Below are 22290 nucleotides of genomic sequence, written 5' to 3'. Positions count from 1 at the left end.
CGCGCGCCCGCGACCCGATCAGGTCGTGACCTTGACGGCGCGGCCGATGAACTGGATCGGCCCGGTCGGGTGGTCCAGCGGCGAGCCGCCTGCGGGCTCCAGCGTCAGCTCGAAGAGCTGGTTGGGCTGCAGCGGCGGCAGCCGGTCGAGCGGGATGCGCACCGCATGGCCCGGCTCCACCAGCCCCAGGGAGCGGGGGCCGTTCCAGCCGTCTGCCTTGGTCCAGAACTGCAGCGTCTTCTCGGTCGGAACCGCCGTGTCGGCCAGCGGGATCAGGTCGAGCTGCTGGCGGGCGCCGGCCTGCACCACCCAGCCGGCCGACTGGCCCTGCGGCGCCACCAGCACCACCATGTACTCGGGCGTCGGCGCAGGCGCCTGCAGCTGGCGCACCAGCAAGGCGGCCAGCACCGCCGCGGTGGCGAAGCCCGCGCCGCTCAAGCCCCGCCAGATCGGCAGCGACTGCCACCAGCCCGCAGCAGCCGCGGGCCGCGCGGTGCCGCCGCGGGGAGCGGCCGGTGCTGCCGCGGAAGCGACGCGGTCCACGCTCCGCGCGATGCGCGGCCATACACCGGGCGAAGGCTCTGCGGGCGGCACCAGGGCCGTCAGCGGCAGCAGGCGGGCCTCCCAGCCCTCGACGGCGGCGCGCAGCGCGGGCTCGCGCGCCATGCGCTGCTCCACCGTGCGGCGGCCCTCGGCCGACAGGGTGCCCAGCACGTATTCGGCCGCCAGCGCGCGCATCGCGTCGTGGGCGTCCTGCGGTTCGGGGGAAGTGGCGGTCGTGTTCATGGTCGCGGCCTCGCGGGACCGAAGAGGGTTCGGGGCACGGCGGCACAGGCCGTGGGGCGGACGCGCGCCGGCGCGCGTTCCAGAATGTCGCGGCTCATGCCATGCACTCCCGCAAGGCGCCCATGCCGCGCTGGATCCAGGCCTTCACCGTGCCCAGCGGCGTCTTGAGCCGCGCGGCGATCTCGCCGTGGGAGCAGCCTTCCAGGTAGGCGTACAGGATGCACTCGCGGCGCGCGGGCTCCAGGCGCAGCAGGCACTCCTGCAGTCGGCCCAGGTCGGCGTGCAGCTCGAAGACGTCGCTGGCGCGGTGGGCCTGCAGCGCCGCCTCGTCGTCGACCGCGGCGGCGGCCTCCTCGTCCAGCGCCACCTCGCGGGCACCCGACCGCACCCGGTTCAGGGCGGCATGGCGCACCACGCTGTAGATCCAGCCGCGGCCTTCGCCCCGGGCGGGGTCGAAGCTCGCGGCGCGGCTCCAGATCGACACGAAGGCATCGTGCAGCACGTCCTCTGCCTGCTGGCGCTCGCGCACGATGCGCAGGGCCACGCCCAGCAGGAAGCGCGATTCGCGCTCGTAGATGCGCTGCAGGGCAAGGCGGTCGCCACGGGCGCAGGCCAGCAGCGCGGCGTCGTGGTCGAAGGTGTCGTTGGCGGGCACGGTCGGCGGCGGCGAGAGAGATTGGCCCCGGCGCACGCCATGGCGGCACCGGGGAACGGGTCTGCCGATGGTAGTGCAGTGCATCGCGGGCCGCCCCCTGTCTTTGCCGTTGCCGCAACGGTTGCAGATCACCGCGGCCCGTGCCACGCAGGCAGCGCAGCGTGGGCGCCGGCAGTGCGAGCGACGTGCGCCGCATCGCCGGCCCGGGCCGTAGCGCCGGTCGCCGGCGCTTAGGCGGCCTTCCAGAAGATGTAGTCGGCCTGGTACTTCACCGTGCTCTTCTGGCCCTTGGTCATCGCGGTGCAGGGCTTGTCGGCCGGTGCCACGCCGCCCTTCAGGGCCACCCGCTGGATGTAGGTCACGCCGGTCAGGGCGCCCGCGCCCATCGCCGGGTTGGCCTTGACCAGCTGGTACGGCAGGTTGCCGGCACCGGCGGGGGCCACGGCCAGCTGAGTAGCAGTGAGCTTGGAGCCGTCGGTGGCTTCCCAGGTGGCGGGCGGGCCGTAGTACTTGCCGACCTGCTTGCCGGCGCGGTCCTTCAGCACCGCGTCGGGGCCGACGAAGACCCACTCGGTCTGGCCGGGCATGCCGGCCTTGTCGCGGCATTCGTAGGTGATGTCGCCGCTGCCGACGGTTTCCCATGCGACCTTGTTGCCGGCCGGCACCTGCACCGTCGGCGGCAGGCTGGTCTGCGAATAAGGGGCGCTAGCGCCCATCGGTGCCATGGAGCCGCAGGCGGCCAGGAGGGCGGCAGCAGCCACCGAGCCGAGCACGGCGGAGGAACGGGCGAAAACGCGACGGGTGGGGGACAGGCTTTGCATGGTCTTCTCCAGGGGGTTGATGACAGCAGCTTTCGTTGCCGCTGCTGGTACTACCCCCGCCGGATGCGGATGGATGCACCCCGCGCGAAAAATTTTTCGCGACCCATGCGGGACGTTGCTACAGCAACCGCACCTTCACGCTCTTGCCCTTGATGCGCCCGGCCGACAGGCGCTTCTCGGCCTCGCGGGCGATGCGGCGGTCCACCGCAACGTAGGTCGAGAAATCGTTCACGCTGATCTTGCCGACCTGGTCCTTCGCGAACCCGGCCTCGCCGGTCAACGCGCCCAGCACGTCGCCGGCCCGGATCTTCTCCTTGCGCCCGCCGGCGATCTGCAGCGTCGCCATCGGCGGCACCAGCGGGCCGCTGCAGGTGGGTACCAGCTCGCCCAGCTTGTGCCATTCGGATTCGCGGCCCTGCAGCTGCTCGATCTTGCCGACGCTACCCATCTCGTTCAGGCTCGCCAGGTTGAGCGCCAGGCCTTCGGCATCGCCCCGGCCGGTGCGGCCGATGCGGTGGATGTGGATCTCCGCATCGGGCGTGGTGTCGACGTTGATCACCGCCGCCAGCTGCGCGATGTCGAGGCCCCGCGCCGCCACGTCGGTCGCCACCAGCACCGAGCAGCTGCCGTTGGCGAACTGCACCAGCACCTGGTCGCGGTCACGCTGCTCCAGCTCGCCATGCAGTGCCAAGGCCAGGATGCCCTGGGCATGCAGCACCTCGGCCAGGTCGCGGCACTGCTGCTTGGTGTTGCAGAAGGCCAGGGTGCTGGCCGGCCGGAAGTGGTTGAGCAGCAGCGACACCGCATGCAGCCGCTCGTCCTCCCGCACTTCGTACCACTGCTGGCGGATCTTGCCGGCGCTGTGCTGGGCCTTGACCGTCACCTGCTGCGGATCGCGCATGAACTTCTGCGCCAGTTGGGCGATGCCCTCTGGGTAGGTGGCCGAAAACAGCAGGGTCTGCCGCGCGGGCGGGCACTGCCGCGCCACCTTGGCGATGTCGTCGACGAAGCCCATGTCGAGCATCCGGTCGGCCTCGTCGAGCACCAGGGTGTTGAGGGCCGACAGGTCGAGGTGGCCGCGGTCGAGGTGGTCCATGATGCGGCCCGGCGTGCCCACCACGATGTGGGCGCCGTGCTCCAGGCTGGCGGTCTGGGCGCGCAGTGGCACGCCGCCGCAGAGCGTCACCAGCTTGATGTTCTCCTCGGCCCGGGCCAGCCGGCGGATCTCGGTGCTGACCTGGTCGGCCAGTTCGCGGGTGGGGCACAGCACCAGCGCCTGGATCGCGAAGCGGCGCGCATTGAGGTTGGCGAGCAACGCCAGGGCGAAGGCGGCCGTCTTGCCGCTGCCGGTGGCCGCCTGGGCGATGATGTCCTTGCCCAGCAGCGCGGGCGGCAGGCTGGCCGCCTGGATCGGCGTCATCGCGTGGTAGCCCAGCGCCTCCAGGTTGGCGAGCATATGGGGTGGCAGCGCCAGGCGGGAGAAGGCATCGGCGGTCGATGCGGCGGGCAAATCGCGGGTATCGTTCATCGTCCGATTATCCAGGCGGCTCCTGGTTGGGGTGCGGTGCGCCGTCCCCGCCCCTCGCGCGCCGCCGGCATCCCCCTGGAACCCCATGCAGAAAGAACACGACTTCGACCTCTTCGTCATCGGCGGCGGCAGCGGCGGCGTGCGCGCCGCGCGCATGGCGGCGCAGCGCGGCCAGCGGGTGGCGGTGGCCGAGGCGGCGGCCATGGGTGGCACCTGCGTCAACGTGGGCTGCATCCCGAAGAAGCTCTACAGCTATGCCGCGGGGTATGCCGAGGCCTTCGAGGAAGCGCGCGGCTACGGCTGGACGCAGGCGGCGCCCCGCTTCGACTTCGACGTGCTGAAGGCGGCGCGCGCCAAGGAGATCGGCCGCCTCAACGGCATCTACACCCAGCTGCTGCAGAGCGCCGGCGTGCGCATCGTCGAGGGCTGGGCGCAGATCTGCGGCCCGCACGATGTGGTGGTGGGCGAGCAGCGCTTCAGCGCCCGCCACATCCTGGTCGCGACCGGCGGCCGTCCGCACGTGCCCGACATTCCCGGCAAGGACCTGGTGCTCACCTCCGAGGCGATGTTCGACATCGACCCGTTCCCGCGGCGGCTGGTGGTGGCCGGCGGCGGCTACATCGCCTGCGAGTTCGCCTCGATCTTCCGCGGCCTGGGCGCCGAGGTGACGCTGGTGCAGCGCGGCGGCCGGCTGCTGCGGGGCTTCGACCACGACGTGCAGACCTTCATCGCATCCGAGATGGGCAAGACCGGCATCGACATCCGGCTCAACTGCGAGATCGCGGCCATCGTCCGCCAGGACGACGGCAGCCTGCTGCTGACGCTGGCCAGCGGCGGGCAGCTGGAGGCCGACGCCGTGCTCTACGCCACCGGCCGGGTCGCCAACACCACCGGCCTGGGGCTGGAGAACGTCGCCCTGCGCACCACCGACAAGGGTGCGATCGCGGTGGATGCGCACTACCGCACCAGCGTGCCGTCGATCTACGCGATCGGCGACGTATCGTCGCGGCTGCAGCTGACGCCGGTGGCGCTGGGCGAGGCGATGGCGCTGGTCGACCATCTCTTCGGCGACGACGAGCGCCGCATGGACTACGACTACGTGCCGACCGCGGTATTCACCCATCCGAACATCGGCACCGTGGGCCTGACCGAAGCGGCCGCGCGCGAGAAATACGGCAAGGTGACGCTGTTCAGGGCCGACTTCCGTACCCTGCGCCACACGCTCTCGGGCCGCGACGAGCGCACGCTGGTGAAGCTGGTGGTGGACACCGCCAGCGACCGGGTGGTGGGCCTGCACGTCGTCGGCCCCGATGCGGGCGAGATCGTGCAGGGTTTCGCCGTGGCGCTGCGGGCGGGCGCGACCAAGGCGTTGTTCGACAGCACGGTGGGCATCCACCCCACCCTGGCCGAGGAACTGGTCACGCTGCGCACGCCGGTGCCCGACGGCGAATGAGGTGCGGGCGGCCCATCGGCTGCCCGAAAAGCAAAAAAGCCTGCGAGGGATGAGCCTCGCAGGCAGGGTGCGTGTTGCGCTTACGGCCGTCTCGGCGGCCTACCAACTGTAGGGGTCAGCTGAACAGGGTCGGGAAGAAATCGGGATCGGTGCTGGAGATCAGGTCGCGCCACAGCGGGAAGCTGGCTTCGTCGATTTCCTTGTCGAAGGCGGTAGAGGCGGCATCCTTTTTCGGGATGGGCAGGATGTCGAGCGGCTGGATGCGGCGCAGCTTGAGGTTGCGCAGGGCGTCGGAATGTTCCATCGCCTTCAGCACCGCTTGCGGCTCCATGATCAGGGCGAAAGGGTTCGCGGCGAGGGTGGCGGTCGTGCTCATGAAAATTCCTTCCTGGAAGGTGGCCGGTGAGGGCGGTTTGGGATGCGCTGCATGTAACGTGTGTATGCAGAAGCGATGGATTGAATGTAGGCAGGGCCCATTCGCCGAGGAGTCAGGGCCCGGCGCGCGGCCTTGTAGGACTTTTCCGCCTGTTACACGTTGCACAATAGTTCGATGCCGCACACGCCACCTTTCATGCCGCCCTTCGTCGCCAGCCAGCGTTTTTCGGACCCGGACGCCGCGCTCGCGCAGGTCCAGTCGCTCTACGAGGCGGGCCTTGCCCACCTGCGGGGCGCGATGCAGCGCTTCGTCGCTGGCGAGACGCTGCCGGGCCACGTCCGCGCCTGCTACCCGTATGTCCGCGTCCATACCGAGACGGTGGCGCGCGCCGCGTCGTCGCTCGCCTACGGCTTCGTGGAGGGGCCCGGCACCTTCGAGACCACGCTGACCCGGCCTGACCTCTTCGCCCGCTATTTCCGCGAGCAGTTCCGGCTGCTCGGCAACAGCCACAGCGTCGAGCTGGAGGTCGGCACCAGCAGCCAGCCGATCCCGGTGCACTTCTCGTTCGTGCAGAACGACCACATCGAGGGCAACCTGAGCGACGAGCGCCGCATGCTGATGCGCGACGTGTTCGACCTGCCCGACCTGGCCGCGATGGACGACGGCATCGCCAACGGCACCCGCCGCGCGCTGCCCGGCGAGGCGCAGCCGCTGGCGCTCTTCACCGCGCCGCGGGTCGACTACTCGCTGCACCGGCTGCGCCACTACACCGGCACCGCGCCCGAGTGGTTCCAGAACTTCGTGCTGTTCACCAACTACCAGTTCTACATCGACGAATTCGTGCGGCTGGGCCATGCCGCGATGGCCGACCCCGAGGGCGAGTACATCGCCTTCGTCGAGCCCGGCAATGTGGTCACCCGGCGCGTCGGCCTGCCGCCGGGCGTGGCCGGCGACGCGCTGGCGCGGATGCTGGAAGAACCCTCGGGCGTCGCGCCGCCGCGCCTGCCGCAGATGCCGGCCTACCACCTGGTGCGGGCCGACCACAGCGGCATCACCATGGTCAACATCGGCGTGGGGCCGTCCAACGCCAAGACCATCACCGACCACATCGCCGTGCTGCGGCCGCACGCCTGGATGATGCTGGGCCACTGCGCCGGCCTGCGCAACAGCCAGCGCCTGGGCGACTACGTGCTGGCCCACGGCTACGTGCGCGAGGACCATGTGCTCGACGAAGAGCTGCCGCTGTGGGTGCCGATCCCCGCGCTGGCAGAGATCCAGGTGGCGCTGGAGACCGCGGTGGAGGACGTGACCGGCCTCGACGGCCCGGCGCTCAAGCGCATCATGCGCACCGGCACCGTGGCCAGCACCGACAACCGCAACTGGGAACTGCTGCCGGAGAACGAGCCGCAGCGCCGCTTCAGCCAGAGCCGCGCGGTCGCGCTCGACATGGAGAGCGCCACCATCGCCGCCAACGGCTTCCGCTTCCGGGTGCCCTACGGCACGCTGCTGTGCGTGAGCGACAAGCCGCTGCACGGCGAGATCAAGCTGCCCGGCATGGCCAACCATTTCTACCGCGAGCGGGTCGACCAGCACCTGCGCATCGGCATCCGGGCGATCGACATCCTGCGCGAAGGCGGCGTGGACCGGCTGCACAGCCGCAAGCTGCGCAGCTTCGCCGAAGTGGCGTTCCAGTGAAGCCGGTGCAGAGCCGGTCGACGGCTGCCCTGCTACGAAATCGATAGCTGGTAGCCGGCTCCCCGTGCCGGCTGCAGCCCTTTTTTACCGTTGAATCAGGCGGTGCGGGGCCGCACCTTCTCGGCGGCCTGCAGCGCCCGGGCCCGGGCCTGCTCGACCGTGTCGGCATGGGCCAGGGCTACGCCCATGCGGCGCTTGACGAAGCTCTCGGGCTTGCCGAAGAGGCGGATGTCCACGCCCGGCACGGCCAGGGCCTCGGCCACGCCGTCGAACACGATGCCGGTAGCGTCCACGCCGCCGTAGATCACCGCGCTGGCGCCCGGGCTCTTCAGGGTGGTGTCGACCGGCAGGCCCAGGATGGCGCGGGCGTGCAGTTCGAACTCGTTCTGCCACTGGGTGGCCATCGTCACCATGCCGGTGTCGTGCGGCCGCGGGCTGACCTCGCTGAACCAGACATCCTCGCCCTTGACGAACAGCTCCACCCCGAACAGGCCCAGGCCGCCGGGCGTGCCGTCGCGGGTCATGCCCAGGTTGCCGGTGACGGCCAGGGCGATGTCCTGCGCGCGGGCCAGGGCCTTGGGCGCCATCGGGTGCGGCTGCCAGCTCTCGACATAGTCGCCGCTGACCTGCAGGTGGCCGATCGGCTCGCAGAAGACAGTACGCACGTCGCCGGCCGAGTCCAGGGCGCGCACCGTCAGCAGCGTGATCTCGTAGTCGAAGTCGATGAAGCCCTCGACGATCACCCGGCCGTGGCTGACCCGGCCGCCGGCCATCGCGTAGTCCCAGGCGTTCTGCACGTCGTCGGGGCCGGCGATCTTGCTCTGGCCCTTGCCCGAGCTGCTCATGACCGGCTTGACGATGCAGGGGTAGCCGATGCCCGGCTCGCCGTCGGCGCCGTCGATGGCGCCCTGCAGCTCTTCGAGCGAGTCGCAGAACTTGTAGGGGCTGGTGGGCACCCGCAGGGTCTCGGCGGCCAGGCGGCGGATGCCTTCGCGGTCCATGGTCAGGCGGGCGGCGCGGGCGGTGGGCACCACGCGCACGGTACCGGCCTCTTCCAGCTCCTGCAGCATCGGGGTGGCGATGGCTTCGATCTCGGGCACCACCAGCATCGGCCGCTCGGCCTCGATCAGCGCCTTCAGCTGGGCGGGGTCGCTCATGGTGATGGTGCGCGCATGGTGGGCCACCTGCTGGCCGGGCGCGTTCTCGTAGCGGTCGACCGCGATGGTTTCCACGCCCAGGCGCTGCAGCGCGATCAGCACCTCCTTGCCCAGTTCGCCGGAGCCGAGCAGCATCACGCGGGTGGCCGAAGGAGACAGGGGCGAGCCGAGGGTGGTCGTCATGGGGGCGGGGCCTTTCGCGGGCGTGGTGGGTGGAAACCGGGCACTGTAATCCAAGCCGGGCTCGCCCTGTTACCCGGGCGCCGGCCGCTTTGCCACAATGGCCGCATGCCCCTGCCCCTGTTCCAGGCCCACGCGCTGACCAAGCGCTACGGCGACACCACCGTGGTCGACCAGCTCTCGTTCGCCATCGCGCCCGGCGAATGCCTGGGCGTGATCGGCCCCAACGGCGCCGGCAAGACCACCACCATCCGCATGGCGCTGGGCCTGACCGCGCCCGACACCGGCCGCATCGACTTCTTCCCGCGCGAGGACGGCACCGCCCTGCGGATGCCGGCCGACGCCCGCGCGATCAAGGCGCGGCTGGGCGTGGTGAGCCAGTTCGACACGCTCGACCCGGACTTCACCTGCGCCGAGAACCTGCGGGTGTACGGCCGCTACTTCGGCCTGGGCCGCGCCGCGATGGACCCGCGGGTGCCGCAGCTGCTCGACTTCGCGGCCCTCGCCCAGAAGGCCGACGCCAGGCCCGGCGACCTGTCGGGCGGCATGAAGCGGCGCCTGTCCCTGGCCCGGGCGCTGGTCAACGATCCGGCCCTGCTGCTGCTCGACGAGCCCACCACCGGCCTCGACCCGCAGGCCCGCCACCTGATGTGGGAGCGGCTGCAGGCCCTGCTGCAGCAGGGCAAGTCGATCCTGCTGACCACCCACTTCATGGACGAGGCCGAGCGCCTCTGCAACCGCCTGCTGGTGCTGGACCACGGGCGCAAGATCGCCGAGGGCACGCCCCGCGCGCTGATCGCCGAACACCTGGAGCCCGACGTGGTCGAGGTCTACGGCCAGGGCGCGCTGGCGCTGGCCGAAGAGCCGGTGCTGCGCGAGCTGGCCGCCCGCACCGAGGTCAGCGGCGAGACGGTGTTCTTCTACACGCAGGACGCCCGCGCCCTGCTGAACGCGCTGGCCGCCCATCCGCAGCAGCGCATGCTGCACCGGCCGGCAAACCTCGAGGATCTGTTCCTCAAGCTCACCGGCCGCCAAATTAGGGAATGACGCTCCGCGCATCGCTCGACCATGACTGACAAGACCCTCGCTTCATCACCCCCCGCCACGCCGTCGCTGTGGGGGCCGCCGCGGCTGTCGATGCGGTGGTGGCCGGTGTTCCTGCGCAACTTCCTGGTGTGGAAGAAGCTGGCGCTGCCCAGCCTGATCGGCAACATCGCCGAGCCGCTGATCTGGCTGGTGGCGTTCGGCTACGGCATGGGGGCGCTGATCGGGCAGGTGAACGTGCAGGGCACGCAGGTGCCCTACATCCTGTTCCTGGCGAGCGGCTCGGTCTGCCTGAGCGCGATGCAGGCGGCCTCGTTCGAGGCGCTGTATTCGGCCTTCTCGCGGATGCAGATCCAGCGCACCTGGGACGGCATCATGAACGCGCCGGTGGGCCTCGACGACATCGTGCTGGCCGAGATGCTGTGGGCCAGCTTCAAGTCGATCTTCACCGTCACCGCGATCCTGCTGGTGATGGTGGTGCTGCAGATCAGCCTGAGCCCGAAGCTGCTCGTGGCCTGGTGGGTGCTGGCCGCCACCGGCATCACCTTCTCCAGCATCGCGCTGATCTTCAACGCGCTGGCCAAGGGCTACGATTTCTTCACCTACTACTTCACCCTGTTCATGACGCCGATGATGTTCCTCTCGGGCGTGTTCTTCCCGCTGGAACAGTTGCCCGGCGCGGTGCAGGCGGTGGCGCAGTGGCTGCCGCTGTCGCATGCGGTGGCGCTGGTGCGGCCGCTCTTCATGGACCGCTGGCCCGATGCGGCGTGGCTGCACCTGGGCGTGCTGGCTGCCTATGCCGTCGGTGCCTTCTGGATCGCGCTGGCGCTCACGCGCCGGCGGTTCCGCAGCTAGCGCCCGCACCCTTACGATTCGCATTCTTCGCAACTACACACAGGACCTCTCCACCATGCAGATCACCACCGTAGGCATCATCGGCGCCGGCACCATGGGCAACGGCATCGCGCAGGCCTGCGCCGTCGCGGGCGTCGATGTCGTCATGGTCGACATCTCGGATGCCGCCGTGCAGAAGGGCGTGGCCACCGTGGCGGGCAGCCTGGACCGGCTGATCAAGAAGGAGAAGCTCACCGCTGCCGACAAGGACGCGGCGCTGGCCCGCATCCGCACCTCGACCCGCTACGAGGACCTGCAGGCCGCGCAGCTGGTGATCGAGGCCGCGACAGAGAACTACGAGCTGAAGTTGAAGATCCTGAAGCAGGCCGACGCGCTGCTGGCCCCCGAGGTGATCGTGGCGTCGAACACCTCGTCGATCTCGATCACCAAGCTGGCCGCGGCCACCGGCCGGGCCGACCGCTTCATCGGCATGCACTTCTTCAACCCGGTGCCGATGATGGCGCTGGTGGAGATCATCCGCGGGCTGCAGACCAGCGACGCGACCCACGATGCGGTCAAGACCCTGGCCGAGACGCTGGGCAAGAGCCCGATTACCGTCAAGAACGCGCCGGGCTTCGTGGTCAACCGCATCCTGGTGCCGATGATCAACGAGGCGTTCTTCGTGCTGGCCGAAGGCCTGGCCACGCCGGAGGACATCGACGCCGGCATGAAGCTCGGATGCAACCAGCCGATCGGCCCGCTGGCGCTGGCCGACATGATCGGGCTCGACGTCTGCCTGGCGGTGATGGAGGTCTACCTCGCCGAGTTCGGCGACAGCAAGTACCGCCCCTGCCCGCTGCTGAAGGAAATGGTGGCCGCCGGCCGCCTGGGCCGCAAGGCCGGCGAAGGCGTCTACTGGTACTGATGCGCAGGGGCATCGGGCGGATGCGGAACCAAGGCGCGCCGACCGGCGCCCTGCTCGCACCCGGTGCCGGAAGGGTCTTTCGTGATTCAGTTGCACACAATTATATAGAACGCTACATTGCAGCCATGCCTACGACGCTTTCCCCCGACAAGATGCTGCAGCTGGACCACCAGCTGTGCTTCGCCCTGTACTCGGCGTCGCTGGCCATCACCAAGCTCTACAAGCCCCAGCTCGACAAGCTCGGCCTGACCTACCCCCAGTACCTCACGATGATGGTGCTGTGGGAGCAGGACGGCCAGACGGTGTCCGAGCTGGGCGCGCGGCTGTCGCTCGACTCGGGCACGCTCACTCCGCTGCTGAAGCGCATGGAAGCCGCCGGCCTGCTGGCCCGGCTGCGCGACGTGACCGACGAGCGCCGTGTCCACATCACCCTCACCGCTGCCGGCCGCCGCCTGAAGGCGCGCGCCGCCGGCATCCCCGCCTGCCTGCTCCAGGCCAGCCAGTGCTCTCTGCCCGAGATCGCCGAACTGACCGGACAACTGCAGACGCTGCGCGACCGGATCCGGTCGGCGGCCTGACGCGCCTGACGCGCACTTTTTTCTTTCTCTCTCTCCCCCTCATCCAAACCGAAGGAATCACCATGGTCAAGAAGCTCGAAAAAGTCGTCTACACCGCCCACGCCCACACCACCGGCGGCCGCGAAGGCACCAGCAAGTCCGACGACGGCGCACTCAGCGTGACCCTGTCGACGCCGAAGGCCATGGGCGGCGCGGGCGGCGCGGGCACCAACCCCGAGCAACTGTTCGCGGCCGGCTACTCGGCCTGCTTCATCGGCGCGATGAAGGCCGTCGGTGGCAAGGTCGGCGTGAAGGTGCCGGACGATGTGTCGGTCGACGCGAGCGTCTCCTTCGGCCCGATCGAGAACAATGCCTACGGCATCGCGGTCAAGCTCGAGATCAACCTGCCCGGCCTCGACGCCGAGCAGAAGAAGAAGGTCGTCGACGCGGCCCACCACGTGTGCCCGTACTCCAACGCCACCCGCGACAACGTCGAAGTGGAACTGGTCGTCGCCTGACGCACCTGCGCCGGGCCCGTCCGGCAGGCGCTTCCAGGCGCCCCCCTAACGAAGCCGGCCCCGTGCCGGCTTTTTTGCATGCGCACAATGCACGCATGCAAGCAGACACTCCCGACAGCGCCCGACACCCCTTCGAAACCCTGCAGCCCGACGTGGTGCTCGATGCCCTGGCCTCGGTCGGCTTCTACGGCGACGGCCGGCTGACCGCCCTCTCCTCCTACGAGAACCGGGTCTACCAGGTGCGTCTGGAAGACGGCAGCCTGGTCGTCGCCAAGTTCTACCGGCCCGGCCGCTGGAGCGATGCGCAGATCGCCGAAGAGCATGCCTTCGCCGCCGAACTGGTGGCGGCCGAGGTGCCGGTGGTGGCGCCGCTGGTGGCCGCCGGCACCACCCTCCACCACCATGCGGGCTTCGTCTTCAGCGTCAGCCCCAACCGCGGCGGCCGGCCGCCGGAGCTGGACGATTTCGACGTGCTGGAGTGGATCGGCCGGTTCATCGCCCGGCTGCACACCGTCGGCTCGGCGCGGCCCTTCGTCCACCGGCCGGCGCTCGACCTGCAAACCTTCGCGACCGAACCCCGGGCCTGGCTGCAATCGCACGATTTCATTCCGCTGGACGTACGGGGCGATTGGGACCGCGCGGTCGAGATTGCTATAAATTCAATAGCTAGCAGCCGGCTATCCGCGCTGGCCCCGGCCACTTCCGACGATGAAGAAGACGCCTACTCGGACGGACCGCCGGAGGGCCCGCTGCCGATGGCCGCGATCCGGCTGCACGGCGACTGCCACCCGGGCAACATCCTCTGGACCCCGTCGGACCAGGCCGGCGGCGGGCCGCACTTCGTCGACCTGGACGACGCCAGGACCGGGCCGGCGGTGCAGGACCTGTGGATGCTGCTGTCGGGCGACCGCGGCCAGCGCACCCGGCAGCTGTCGGCCCTGGTCGACGGCTACGAGGAGGTGCGCCGCTTCGACCGCCGCGAGCTGGCGCTGATCGAGCCGCTGCGCACCCTGCGCCTGCTGCACTACAGCGCCTGGCTGGCCCGCCGCTGGGACGACCCGATCTTCGCGATCAACTTCCCCTGGTTCGGCAGCAGCGACTACTGGCGCGGCCAAGTGCGGATGCTGGAGGAGCAGGTGGAGGCGATGGCGGAAGACCCGCTGTCCGTCTGATCCTGCTCCCGCGGGTGACAACCGCTGACAGGTCGGCCCGCCGGCGGGGCTAGATTGGTCCGCTTCCGCAACCACCACCGCACAGAAGGAAAAACACATGGGTCTCATCAGCTTCATCAAGGACGCAGGCGAAAAGCTCTTCGGCCACGCCAACGCGGCGACGCCGGCCGCCACCACCACGGCCGCCCCTTCGACCGACGACCTCAACGCCAAGGCCGGCGCCGCGATCAAGACGTACATCGAGACGCAGAAGCTGGGCATCACCGGCCTGACGGTCACCTACGACGGCGCCGCAACCAAGGTCACCCTGGCCGGCCAGGCCCCGACGCAGGAGGCCAGCGAGAAGGCCGCCCTGGCCGCCGGCAACGTCAGCAGCGTCACCCAGGTGGACAACCAGCTCACCGTGGCCGCCGCCGCGCCCGACTCGCAGTACCACGACGTGGTCAAGGGCGACACCCTGTCGGCCATCGCCAAGAAGTACTACGGCGACGCCAACAAGTACCCGAAGATCTTCGAGGCCAACAAGCCGATGCTGAGCGACCCGGACAAGATCTATCCCGGCCAGAAGCTGCGGATTCCGGCGCTGTGAGGCCGGCGGCCCTCCGAAGGGCCGCAGCCTTCGCGCCAAGCAAAAGGCCGCCGGGGCATGCCCCGGCGGCCTTTTGCTTGGGCGCTGACGACTAGGCCGCGCGCACCATCGACAGCACCTTGCCGGCATCCAGCGTGCGGGCACGCTCCTGGATTTGCGGCAGGTAGCGGGTCTGCAGGCCCTGCGCTTCCTGGGTGACGCTGGCGTAGGCGTCCTTCAGCATCTGCGTCGACAGCGTCCGGCCGCCGGCGTAGTAGCGCTTGGCCACATGCCCCAGCGCATAGGTGCTGGCGAAGCTCATGCCCGAGCTGACGGCCTGGTTGCCCACGCCGCGCAGCAGCCCGCCGCCCACCTTGCCGAGCAGCCCGCCCAGCAGCTTGCGGCCGGCCTGCTCCAGGTACTGGGAGGTGAGCCCCACGCCCACCGTCGCCAGGAAATCCTTCACATGGCCGCTGTCGAGCTGGTAGCCGTGGGCCTGGCCGATGCGGTAGACCAGCTTCATCTGCAGCGGGATGATGGCCATGGTCGAGAGCGTCTCGGGCAGCAGTTCCAGCGCGCCGTTGAGGATGGCGGCGTTGAGGATCGACTTGTCGAGCTCCGCGCCGTCGGCCGGGATGGTGGTGATCGGCGTGGCGGCACTGGCGGCCGCAGCACCGGCAGCAGAGGCCGCCGGCGCCAGCGGCACCGCGGCCAGGGCCTGCGCGTCGGCGTCGAAGCGGCCGGCGGTTTCCGCATCCAGGCCGAGCGTCTGCCGCAGCGTGCCGAGGAAGGCGACTTCGGCCGCCGACTGGGTGCCGTCGGCATCGCAGACGCAGACGGCCATCTCGTAGGCCAGCTGCCTGGCCTCCTGGCTCTGCAGCCGGCCGGCCACGTCGGCCAGGGCCACGCGCTTCATCAGCACGTCCTGGTAGAGCGTCGGCAGGTGGATGCCGTCGGCGGCCGAGAGGCCCTCGGCGATGCGCTTGATCTCCTCGCGCTCCCGCTCGTGCTTGCCGCCGTCGGCGAAGGCCGCCAGCAGGCTGATCGTCACGATGCTCCGGGTGTCCTGCGGTGCGAGGCTCATTCTTCGCGGCCTCCGCCGATGCCGAGCAGCATCAGGAGCGACTGGAACACGTTGTAGAGGCTCAGGTACACGCCGAGGGTCGCGGTGATGTAGTTGGTCTCGTGGCCGTCCTGCACGCGCTTCAGGTCGTACAGGATGAAGGCCGAGAAGATGCCGATCGCCAGCACCGCCAGCGTGATCATCAGCGCGCTCGACTGCAGGAAGAAGTTGGCGATGCCCGCCACCAGCAGCATGATCGCGCCGATGAAGAGCCACTTGCCCATCGAGGACAGGTCGCGCTTGATCACCGACGACAGCGTCGCCATGCCGAGGAAGATCGCGCCGGTGCCGGCGAAGGCCGTCATCACCAGGCCTGCGCCGTTGGCCAGGCCCAGCACGGTGCCGACCATGCGCGACAGCATCACGCCCATGAAGAAGGTGAAGGCCAGCAGCACCGGCACGCCGGCGGCCGAGTTCTTGGTCTTCTCGATCGCGAACATGAAGCCAAACGCACCGGCCAGAAACACCACCATCCCGACGCCGGGCGACATCGCGCGGGCGATGCCCGTCTCGACGCCGATCCAGGCGCCCAGTACGGTGGGCAGCATCGACAGGGCGAGCAGCCAGTAGGTGTTGCGCAGCACCTGGTTGCGCTGCACGGTGGTCGAATCGGTCGACTGCGGTGTGCCGTAGACCGGAAAATTCTGGTTCATGACGATTCCTTGGTGGGTGGTGAGCGCCGCGGGTCGCACCCGGAGGGGATCGCGGCTTGTCACCACTGTAGCCCTGCGGAGACTTCGGTAAAAGTCGAATTTTCGACACCCTCCCATCGGTTTATCCGTACTATTGCGGCCTACCGTCCGACAGAAACCGCATGAACTTCAAGCACCTGCATTACTTCTGGGCCGCGGCCAAGGCCGGCGGCATCGTGCGCGCCAGCGAGCAACTGCACGTCACGCCGCAGACGCTGTCGGGCCAGATCAAGCTGCTGGAAGACCGGCTGGGCTGCGCGCTGTTCCAGAAGAGCGGCCGCGGCGTGGAGCTGACGCCGCAGGGCCACACCGCCCTGAGCTATGCCGACCGTATCTTCGCGCTGGGCGCCGAGCTGGAGACGGCCCTGGGATCCCGCGGCGATCCGCAACGGGGCCTGGACTTCCGGGTGGGCATCGCCGACGCGGTGCCGAAATCGATCGCCTACAAGCTGCTGGAGCCGGCACTGGGCATCGGCCAGCCGGTGCGGCTGATCTGCCACGAGGGACACTTCCGCGACCTGCTCGGCCAGCTCTCGGTGCAGAAGATCGACTTGGTGATCGCCGACGAGGCGATGGGCAGGCAGACCAGCGTCAAGGCCTTCAACCACACGCTGGGCACCACCACCATGAGCTTCTTCGCGGCCAAGCCGCTGAGGCGCACGCTACGCGGCGTGTTCCCGCAGTGCCTGGACGACGCGCCGATGCTGATCCAGGGCGCATCGTCGGCGGTGCGCCAGCGGCTCGACCTGTGGCTGGCCGAGCACGGCCTGCGGCCCCGGCTGATCGGCGAGTTCGACGACGCGGCCCTGCTGAAAGCCTTCGGCGGCGAAGGCCGCGGCGTGTTCATGACGCCGACGGTGCTGGAAGAGGAAACCTGCGCGCAGTACGGCGTGGAGGTGGTCGGCCGCACCCAGGAGTTGCAGGAGGAGTTCTTCGCGATCTCGGTCGAGCGGCGCATCACCCATCCGTGCGTGGTGGCGATCACCCAGGCCGCGCGCGGCAAGTTCCTGCGCCGCTGACGAAAACGCGAACGCCGTGCCTGCGACAGTCGCAGGCACGGCGTTCGGGGTGAAGACTCAGCGCAGCGGGATCAGAGCGCCGCGTCCTTCAGCTTCTTCAAGGCACGTGCCTTGATGCGCACCGATGCGGGCTTGGCCGGGAACCAGCGCTCTTCGCCGGAGAACGGGTCCTTGCCGAAACGCTTCTTCTTGGCGTCGACCTTCTGCACGCCGATCTTCAGCAGGCCCGGCAGGGTGAACTCGCCCTGGCCGCGCTTGTGCACCGAGCCCAGGATCGCCGACTCCAGCGCCGCCATCACGGCCTTGACCGCCTTGGCCTCGACGCCCGACTGCTCGGCCAGGTGCAGCGCGAGCGCGCTCTTGGTGAAGACTTCCTTGACCGGCTTGATCGCCACCGGTGCCTTCGCGGCCGCAGGCGCAGCGGCCTTGCGCGCGGCCGGAGCCTTGGCCGTGGCCTTCTTGGCGGCAGCAGGCGCTGCAGCGGCCTTCTTCGCCGGTGCGGCGGCCTTCTTGGCGGGCGCGGCAGCAGCCGAGGTCTTGGCGCGGGCCGAGGTTGCGGGAGTCGTCTTTTTTGCAGTTGCCATGTTTACTCTATCGTTGTGGTGAAAGGAGGTGCCGCAGGGCGGCTCCAGCTGCATTTTAAAAGTGCGCCGATGCGGGGCCTGTGTCGGCCCTTTACCGCGGGGCCGGGATGCCGGCCGCGCGATGCATGCGAACCATCGAATGCGCGGCACGGCAGTGGTGGTCGAACGACCTGCCGTCTGACGGATTCATGGCCCAGGCGAAAGACCGAAGCGGCTCGACACGGGAGATTCCGCCGCCGAGTCTGCTATTAATTATATAGCGCCATGTCGGCACAGGACGCCGGCTGCAGGCCCGTTCGATGCCGAATCCGTTCGGTCGCCCGTCACACCTTCGCCAGTCCCTCGTCGACCGTATCGGCCACGGCGAACAGGGTGAGGAAGCCGCTCATCTCGAACACCTCGCGCACCATGTCGCGCAGGCCGACGAGCACCAGCTTGCCCTTGCTGGCCCGCAGCTTCTTGCCTGCCAGCAGGATCACCCGCAGTCCGGCGGAGCTGATGTAGTCGAGGGCGGAGAAGTCGAACACCAGGCGCTGGGTGCCGGCACCCAGCTGCTCGTTGACCATGCGCTCCAGTTCGGGCGAACTGCTGCTGTCGAGCCGGCCGGTCAGTCGCAGGATCAGAACGTCGTTGCGGGTTTCCAATTCGAGATTCATGGCGCGGGTCTTTCGGGGTTGCGGCGCGTCGGGATGCACCGCCGCGCGGGATTGTAAGGTTGGCTCTGCATGGGCACCGCCGGGCGCGATGCTCTACTTCGCCGTCACCGCGGCAGTGGCGGGCACGCCGATCACCTCGGCCACGTTGAGCAGCAGCAGCGGCGGGTACAGGTCGAGTTGCTGGGCGGTGTTCATGTTGACCAGCAAGGAGAAACGCTGCAGCGTCGACGCCGGCACCTGCTCGACCGGCTTGTGCTCCACCAGGATCTGCAGCGCCTTGGCCGCGGCGAAGCGGCCGATGTTGGCGCCGTTGGAGAACAGGCCGAACATGCAGCGCGCCTGGCGCACGATGCTCTCGGTCGCGCAGAAGGTGGGCAGCCGAGCGTCGAGCGCCGCCTGGGTGACGAGATCGCGGTGGGTGAAGGCGAGGAAGGTGCTGGGGCCGATGTAGAGGAAATCGGCCTTGCGCTCCGCGATGCCGCGGATCAAGCCCGGCAGCGCCTCGGCGTCGGGCTGGCCGTTGGCGGCGAGCGGGATGTCGGCGTTGACCAGTTCGAAATCCTGCGCCTTGGCCAGCTCCCGCAGCCGCTCGCGCACCAGGGCCGAATTGGGCTCGGCCGGGTTGTGCAGGTAGCCGAGCCGGGTGAACGGACGGTATGCCCGGATCGCGTTGAGCTGCACCGGCACCGGCGCCACGTGGCTCACGCCGGTCACGTTGCCGCCGTGCTTGTCGAGGGTGCGCAGCAGGCCGGCGCCCACCGGGTCGGTGACCTCGGTGAAGACGATGGGGATGTCGCGGATCGCATCGGCCGGCGGCGACTCGGCCTTGCCCGCGAGGGCCAGCGCCGTGGGGGTGCCCCAGACGTAGATCAGCTGGGGCTTGGCGTCGCGCACCTGCTTGCGCAGCGCGGCCGCGTCTTCGGCACGGCCGGTGGCGCGGATCGGCACGTAGCGCACCGACAGGCCACTGCGCTGCAGGTAGCTCTTGAAGCCCGCCTCGATGTTCTGCTCGTCGCGCGGCAGCACCATCGCGACGGTGACGGTGCCCGCGGCCTGCGCGGCGGCCAGGCTGGCGCCGGGATCGGGCGCGGCGGTCTGGGCGAAGGCGGCCGGCAGGCCTGCGCACGCGAAGGCCAGGGACACCGCGGCGGCCTGGCCGACACGGGCGAGGCGAAGGGAGACGGACGATAGTTGCATGGTCGAATTCCTCAAACGGCGGTTTCAGCGGGTGCGCAGGGCCGGTGCCGCGGGCCCGGCGCGCAGGCCCAGCCAAACGCCGGCGGCGGCCACCGCCAGCAGGACCCCGACCGCGGCCACCGCGCCCGACAGGCCCAGCAAGGCGATCGCGAGCGCGGTCGCGAACGGCGCGGCGATGCTGCCGATCCGCTCGATCAACCGGAAGGCGGCCAGCGCCTGCTCGGGCGTCGCGCTGCCGGGGCCGGTGGCGGATTCCTCGAACACCTCGGTGACCAGGGCGATCTGCGGCGACGACTGCGTCGCCTGGCCGACGCCCAGCAGGGCGCAGCAGGCGGCCATGCCGGCGATGCCGCCGATCGTCGGCAGCAGCAGGCAGGCGGCGGCGGCGAGCAGGCAGCCCGCCACGATGAAGGGCTTGCGCTGGCCGAGCGCGTCGGACCAGTGCGCCATGAGCGACGCCGTGGCGGCGAAGCACAGGAAATACAGCAGCATGACGCGGCCCGCGGTGGCCGCCGGCTGCTCGATCTCGCGCATGTAGAGCGGCACGACCACGACCAGCACCGTCACCGCCACCAGCCGCGCCGGCACGGCCGAGCCCATGATCACGCACATCGCGCGCGGGTTGCGGAACACGGCCGCGTAGCCGCGCCAGCCGCCGGCCGTGGCCGTCGTCGCGCGGGTGCCGGCGCCAGCCGGGCGCGGCAGCCGCAGCCGCAGCACCGCCAGGAAGGCGCAGCCCATGCAGAGTGCGCAGGCCAGCATCGCGTAGGCATCGCCCACCCGCCCGGCCACCATACCGCCGAACGGGGGGCCCACGATGCCCGCGGCGACGATGGCGGCCGCCACCTCGGCCAGGTTGCGCGCCCGCTGCCCGGCCGGCGTACAGCGCACGATGGCCGTCTGCACCAGGATCAGGCCAAGGCCGTAGGCGACGCCGCTGACCGCGCGCAACAGCACCAGCACGCCCACCTCGCGGGTGAAGGCGGTGCACACCAGCGCCGCAGCACCGGCCAGCGCACCCAGCATCAGCGCGTGCCGCAGGTCGAAGCGCCGGGCCAGCACCGGGCCGGCGGGCTGGGCCAGGGCCAGCGTCGCCATGAAGGCGGCGACCGGCAGGCCGGCGACCATGGCGGGCGACAGCCAGTCGCCGGGCGCCTGCATCTCGCTGGCGAAGACGGTGAAGAACGGCCGCAGCAGTTCGTCGGACAGCGCGATCAGGAACACCGCCAGGCGCAGCCGGGTGAGCTGCGGGCCGAATGCGGCGGCGCCGTCGGCATCGGAAGCGGACCCGGCGGGGACGGTGTCGCCGGTGGCGCCCAGTGCAGCACGGCAGCGCGCCGCGGCTTCCGCCAGGCTGGTGCTTTCTGCCGCGGCCACATGCGATGCGCCGCCGCGCGGCCGCAGCCGGTCGATCCGTCGCCACACACGGGCCAGACGGTAGTCGAGCAGCGGATGCAGCAGGGAACGCCGCCACAGACCGCGCGTGAGCTCGCGCACCAGGACCGCGCTGATCACCAGCGCCAGCACCAGGTCCACCAGCATCGCCCCGAGCGCGCGGTCCACGTAGTCGGCCGGATAGGCCGCCACGACCCGCGCGCCGCTTCCCGCCACCGGTGCGGAGCGCTCGGGCAACGGCCGGGCCGCGTCCGGCACTTCGCCCAATCCGATGCGGGCCAACTCGCCGCCGTCCGGCGCGCGCAAGGCCAGCCAGGTCAGCTCCGGCGCCGCGGCCAGACGCTCGCGGAACAGCGCATCGAGCCCGGCCAGGGACTGCAGCGGAACGCCGGCGCGCAGGGCGCGGTCGATCTGCCCGGCCGCGGTGGTCGCGACCGCGCTGGCATTGGCCTCGATCTGGTTGGTGACGAAGGGGCGTGCGGATTCCCGCGCGATCCAGATCATGCCGAGCGGTGCCGCCAGCAGCGCGACCAGCAGGACGAGCAGGATCCCCCGCGCGGGCAGGCGCGCGTCGGCCTGGGCACCGGTGCCGCGCTGCAGCAGGGTGACGGTCTGCCATCCCCAGCCGTACAGGACCAGGTAGAAGACGCCCAGCGTGAGCGCCACCAGCGGCAGCGCCTTGACCACGATGTCCAGCGCCGCGTCGCGCGCCTGCGAACGCAGCAGGCCGGGATCGGACACGATCCACACCGTCGCCGCCGGGACGCCTGCGGGGTCCACCATCGCACTGCCGGTCAGGACATGGCCCGGCACGTTGCGCACTTCGATGGGCTGCGTACCGGTACGGCGCGAAGACGCGCCGGTGACCGAGCCGAGCAGTTGCGTATTCCACCGGCGGTCCACCAGGCGCCGCAGGCCTTCGTCGCCGGTCTGCGCCACCGGCGCACCGTCGCGGGCATCGATGAAGACCGCCCGGACGGCGCCGTCTTCCCGCCGCAGGCGCTCCAGCCGCTCGTGCAGGAACTCGAGGTCGCCGGTCGCGAGGCCCAGACGCATCGCGTTCTCGCCCTCTTCCGCCAGCTGCCGCACGACCCGGTCGGTACGGTCCTGCGACAGCGTGGTCAGCACCTGTTCCACCCGCCATGCGATCAGGACCAGCGACAGGCCGAACAGCACCGCGCAGAACAGGCCCGCGAACAGCAGCGACTGGCGCCGCAGCCGGTGCCGAACGCCAGTTTCCGACGCCGGCATTGAATTTGTCATCTCGTCCATGCAGGACTCCCGTAACATCGTGTTTCGTCGGTCCGCTGCGGCGTCGGCCTGCCGCCAGGGAAAACCCGCAGCAGGCCTGGCAC

22 protein-coding genes are annotated in these 22290 nt (G+C 70.0%); 10 read left to right on the top strand and 12 right to left on the bottom strand.

The window, feature by feature from the left end; all coding sequences use genetic code 11:
• Positions 1-18 precede the first annotated feature (18 nt).
• From ASE76_RS06205 to dbpA, 4 genes are all read right to left on the bottom strand, one after another.
• Entirely contained in the window at positions 19-786 is a 768-nt protein-coding gene (locus tag ASE76_RS06205; RefSeq protein ID WP_055836444.1) for an anti-sigma factor domain-containing protein, read from the bottom strand.
• A 94-nt stretch (positions 787-880) separates the two neighbouring features.
• Positions 881-1441, bottom strand: coding sequence for a sigma-70 family RNA polymerase sigma factor (locus ASE76_RS06200; RefSeq protein ID WP_055836441.1), 561 nt, complete (start codon positions 1439-1441; stop codon positions 881-883).
• A 230-nt stretch (positions 1442-1671) separates the two neighbouring features.
• The gene (locus ASE76_RS06195) at positions 1672-2262 is read right to left on the bottom strand and encodes a DUF3455 domain-containing protein (protein ID WP_055836439.1); all 591 of its coding nucleotides are present in this window, start codon (positions 2260-2262) and stop codon (positions 1672-1674) included.
• A gap of 118 nt (positions 2263-2380) precedes the next feature.
• Complete coding sequence (dbpA, locus tag ASE76_RS06190) at positions 2381-3790, bottom strand: ATP-dependent RNA helicase DbpA (protein WP_055836437.1); 1410 nt, start codon at positions 3788-3790, stop codon at positions 2381-2383.
• 85 nt (positions 3791-3875) lie between these two features.
• Here dbpA and gorA point away from each other — a divergent pair, with 85 nt between their 5' ends.
• Entirely contained in the window at positions 3876-5243 is a 1368-nt protein-coding gene (gene gorA, locus ASE76_RS06185; RefSeq protein WP_055836434.1) for a glutathione-disulfide reductase, read from the top strand.
• A 115-nt stretch (positions 5244-5358) separates the two neighbouring features.
• On the opposite strand, the gene ASE76_RS06180 is transcribed toward gorA, so the two are convergent.
• Positions 5359-5619 carry a hypothetical protein gene (locus ASE76_RS06180; protein ID WP_055836431.1) on the bottom strand — a complete coding sequence of 87 codons (261 nt, stop codon included), beginning with the start codon at positions 5617-5619 and terminating at the stop codon, positions 5359-5361.
• A gap of 195 nt (positions 5620-5814) precedes the next feature.
• On the opposite strand from ASE76_RS06180, the gene ASE76_RS06175 reads away from it, so the two are divergent.
• Positions 5815-7314: an AMP nucleosidase gene (locus ASE76_RS06175; protein WP_236698357.1), complete on the top strand. Its 1500-nt coding sequence runs from the start codon at positions 5815-5817 to the stop codon at positions 7312-7314.
• A gap of 95 nt (positions 7315-7409) precedes the next feature.
• On the opposite strand, the gene purT is transcribed toward ASE76_RS06175, so the two are convergent.
• Complete coding sequence (purT, locus tag ASE76_RS06170; protein ID WP_055836425.1) at positions 7410-8654, bottom strand: formate-dependent phosphoribosylglycinamide formyltransferase; 1245 nt, start codon at positions 8652-8654, stop codon at positions 7410-7412.
• A 105-nt stretch (positions 8655-8759) separates the two neighbouring features.
• On the opposite strand from purT, the gene ASE76_RS06165 reads away from it, so the two are divergent.
• The 7 genes from ASE76_RS06165 (at position 8760) to lysM (ending at position 14290) form a co-directional block, all read left to right on the top strand.
• Positions 8760-9698, top strand: a complete 939-nt coding sequence (locus ASE76_RS06165) for an ATP-binding cassette domain-containing protein (protein ID WP_055836422.1) — start codon at positions 8760-8762, stop codon at positions 9696-9698.
• 21 nt (positions 9699-9719) lie between these two features.
• Positions 9720-10550 (top strand): ABC transporter permease, encoded by an 831-nt coding sequence (locus ASE76_RS06160; protein ID WP_055836419.1) that lies wholly within the window; start codon positions 9720-9722, stop codon positions 10548-10550.
• Positions 10551-10605: 55 nt separating this feature from the next.
• Entirely contained in the window at positions 10606-11454 is an 849-nt protein-coding gene (locus ASE76_RS06155) for a 3-hydroxybutyryl-CoA dehydrogenase (RefSeq protein WP_055836416.1), read from the top strand.
• Between the two features lie 125 nt (positions 11455-11579).
• Positions 11580-12032: a MarR family winged helix-turn-helix transcriptional regulator gene (locus ASE76_RS06150; RefSeq protein ID WP_055836413.1), complete on the top strand. Its 453-nt coding sequence runs from the start codon at positions 11580-11582 to the stop codon at positions 12030-12032.
• A gap of 62 nt (positions 12033-12094) precedes the next feature.
• Positions 12095-12529, top strand: a complete 435-nt coding sequence (locus ASE76_RS06145; protein ID WP_055836411.1) for an organic hydroperoxide resistance protein — start codon at positions 12095-12097, stop codon at positions 12527-12529.
• Positions 12530-12624: 95 nt separating this feature from the next.
• Entirely contained in the window at positions 12625-13701 is a 1077-nt protein-coding gene (locus tag ASE76_RS06140; RefSeq protein ID WP_055836408.1) for a serine/threonine protein kinase, read from the top strand.
• 97 nt (positions 13702-13798) lie between these two features.
• Complete coding sequence (gene lysM, locus ASE76_RS06135; RefSeq protein WP_055836405.1) at positions 13799-14290, top strand: peptidoglycan-binding protein LysM; 492 nt, start codon at positions 13799-13801, stop codon at positions 14288-14290.
• A 91-nt stretch (positions 14291-14381) separates the two neighbouring features.
• Here lysM and ASE76_RS06130 read toward each other — a convergent pair whose 3' ends face one another.
• Together ASE76_RS06130 and ASE76_RS06125 are read right to left on the bottom strand one after the other, a co-directional pair.
• Complete coding sequence (locus tag ASE76_RS06130; protein ID WP_055836403.1) at positions 14382-15353, bottom strand: YcjF family protein; 972 nt, start codon at positions 15351-15353, stop codon at positions 14382-14384.
• Positions 15350-16045, bottom strand: coding sequence for a Bax inhibitor-1/YccA family protein (locus tag ASE76_RS06125; RefSeq protein ID WP_055836400.1), 696 nt, complete (start codon positions 16043-16045; stop codon positions 15350-15352). The genes ASE76_RS06130 and ASE76_RS06125 overlap by 4 nt, the downstream gene beginning before the upstream one ends.
• A gap of 161 nt (positions 16046-16206) precedes the next feature.
• Between ASE76_RS06125 and nhaR the strand changes: the two genes are divergently transcribed.
• Positions 16207-17103 carry a transcriptional activator NhaR gene (gene nhaR / locus ASE76_RS06120; protein WP_055836397.1) on the top strand — a complete coding sequence of 299 codons (897 nt, stop codon included), beginning with the start codon at positions 16207-16209 and terminating at the stop codon, positions 17101-17103.
• Positions 17104-17174: 71 nt separating this feature from the next.
• On the opposite strand, the gene ASE76_RS06115 is transcribed toward nhaR, so the two are convergent.
• The 4 genes from ASE76_RS06115 to ASE76_RS06100 form a co-directional block, all read right to left on the bottom strand.
• Positions 17175-17687 (bottom strand): HU family DNA-binding protein, encoded by a 513-nt coding sequence (locus ASE76_RS06115; RefSeq protein ID WP_055836394.1) that lies wholly within the window; start codon positions 17685-17687, stop codon positions 17175-17177.
• Positions 17688-18010: 323 nt separating this feature from the next.
• Positions 18011-18343, bottom strand: a complete 333-nt coding sequence (locus ASE76_RS06110) for an STAS domain-containing protein (protein WP_055836392.1) — start codon at positions 18341-18343, stop codon at positions 18011-18013.
• A 93-nt stretch (positions 18344-18436) separates the two neighbouring features.
• Complete coding sequence (locus ASE76_RS06105; protein ID WP_156362544.1) at positions 18437-19540, bottom strand: ABC transporter substrate-binding protein; 1104 nt, start codon at positions 19538-19540, stop codon at positions 18437-18439.
• 24 nt (positions 19541-19564) lie between these two features.
• On the bottom strand, positions 19565-22207 hold the full coding sequence (locus ASE76_RS06100; RefSeq protein WP_168389225.1) for an MFS transporter: 2643 nt from the start codon (positions 22205-22207) through the stop codon (positions 19565-19567).
• Positions 22208-22290 lie beyond the last annotated feature (83 nt).

The organism is Xylophilus sp. Leaf220 (assembly GCF_001421705.1).
Classification (GTDB): Bacteria; Pseudomonadota; Gammaproteobacteria; order Burkholderiales; family Burkholderiaceae_C; genus Xylophilus.
Note: the sequence above shows the minus strand (reverse complement) of the source record. Positions and strands in the feature narration are given on the sequence as shown.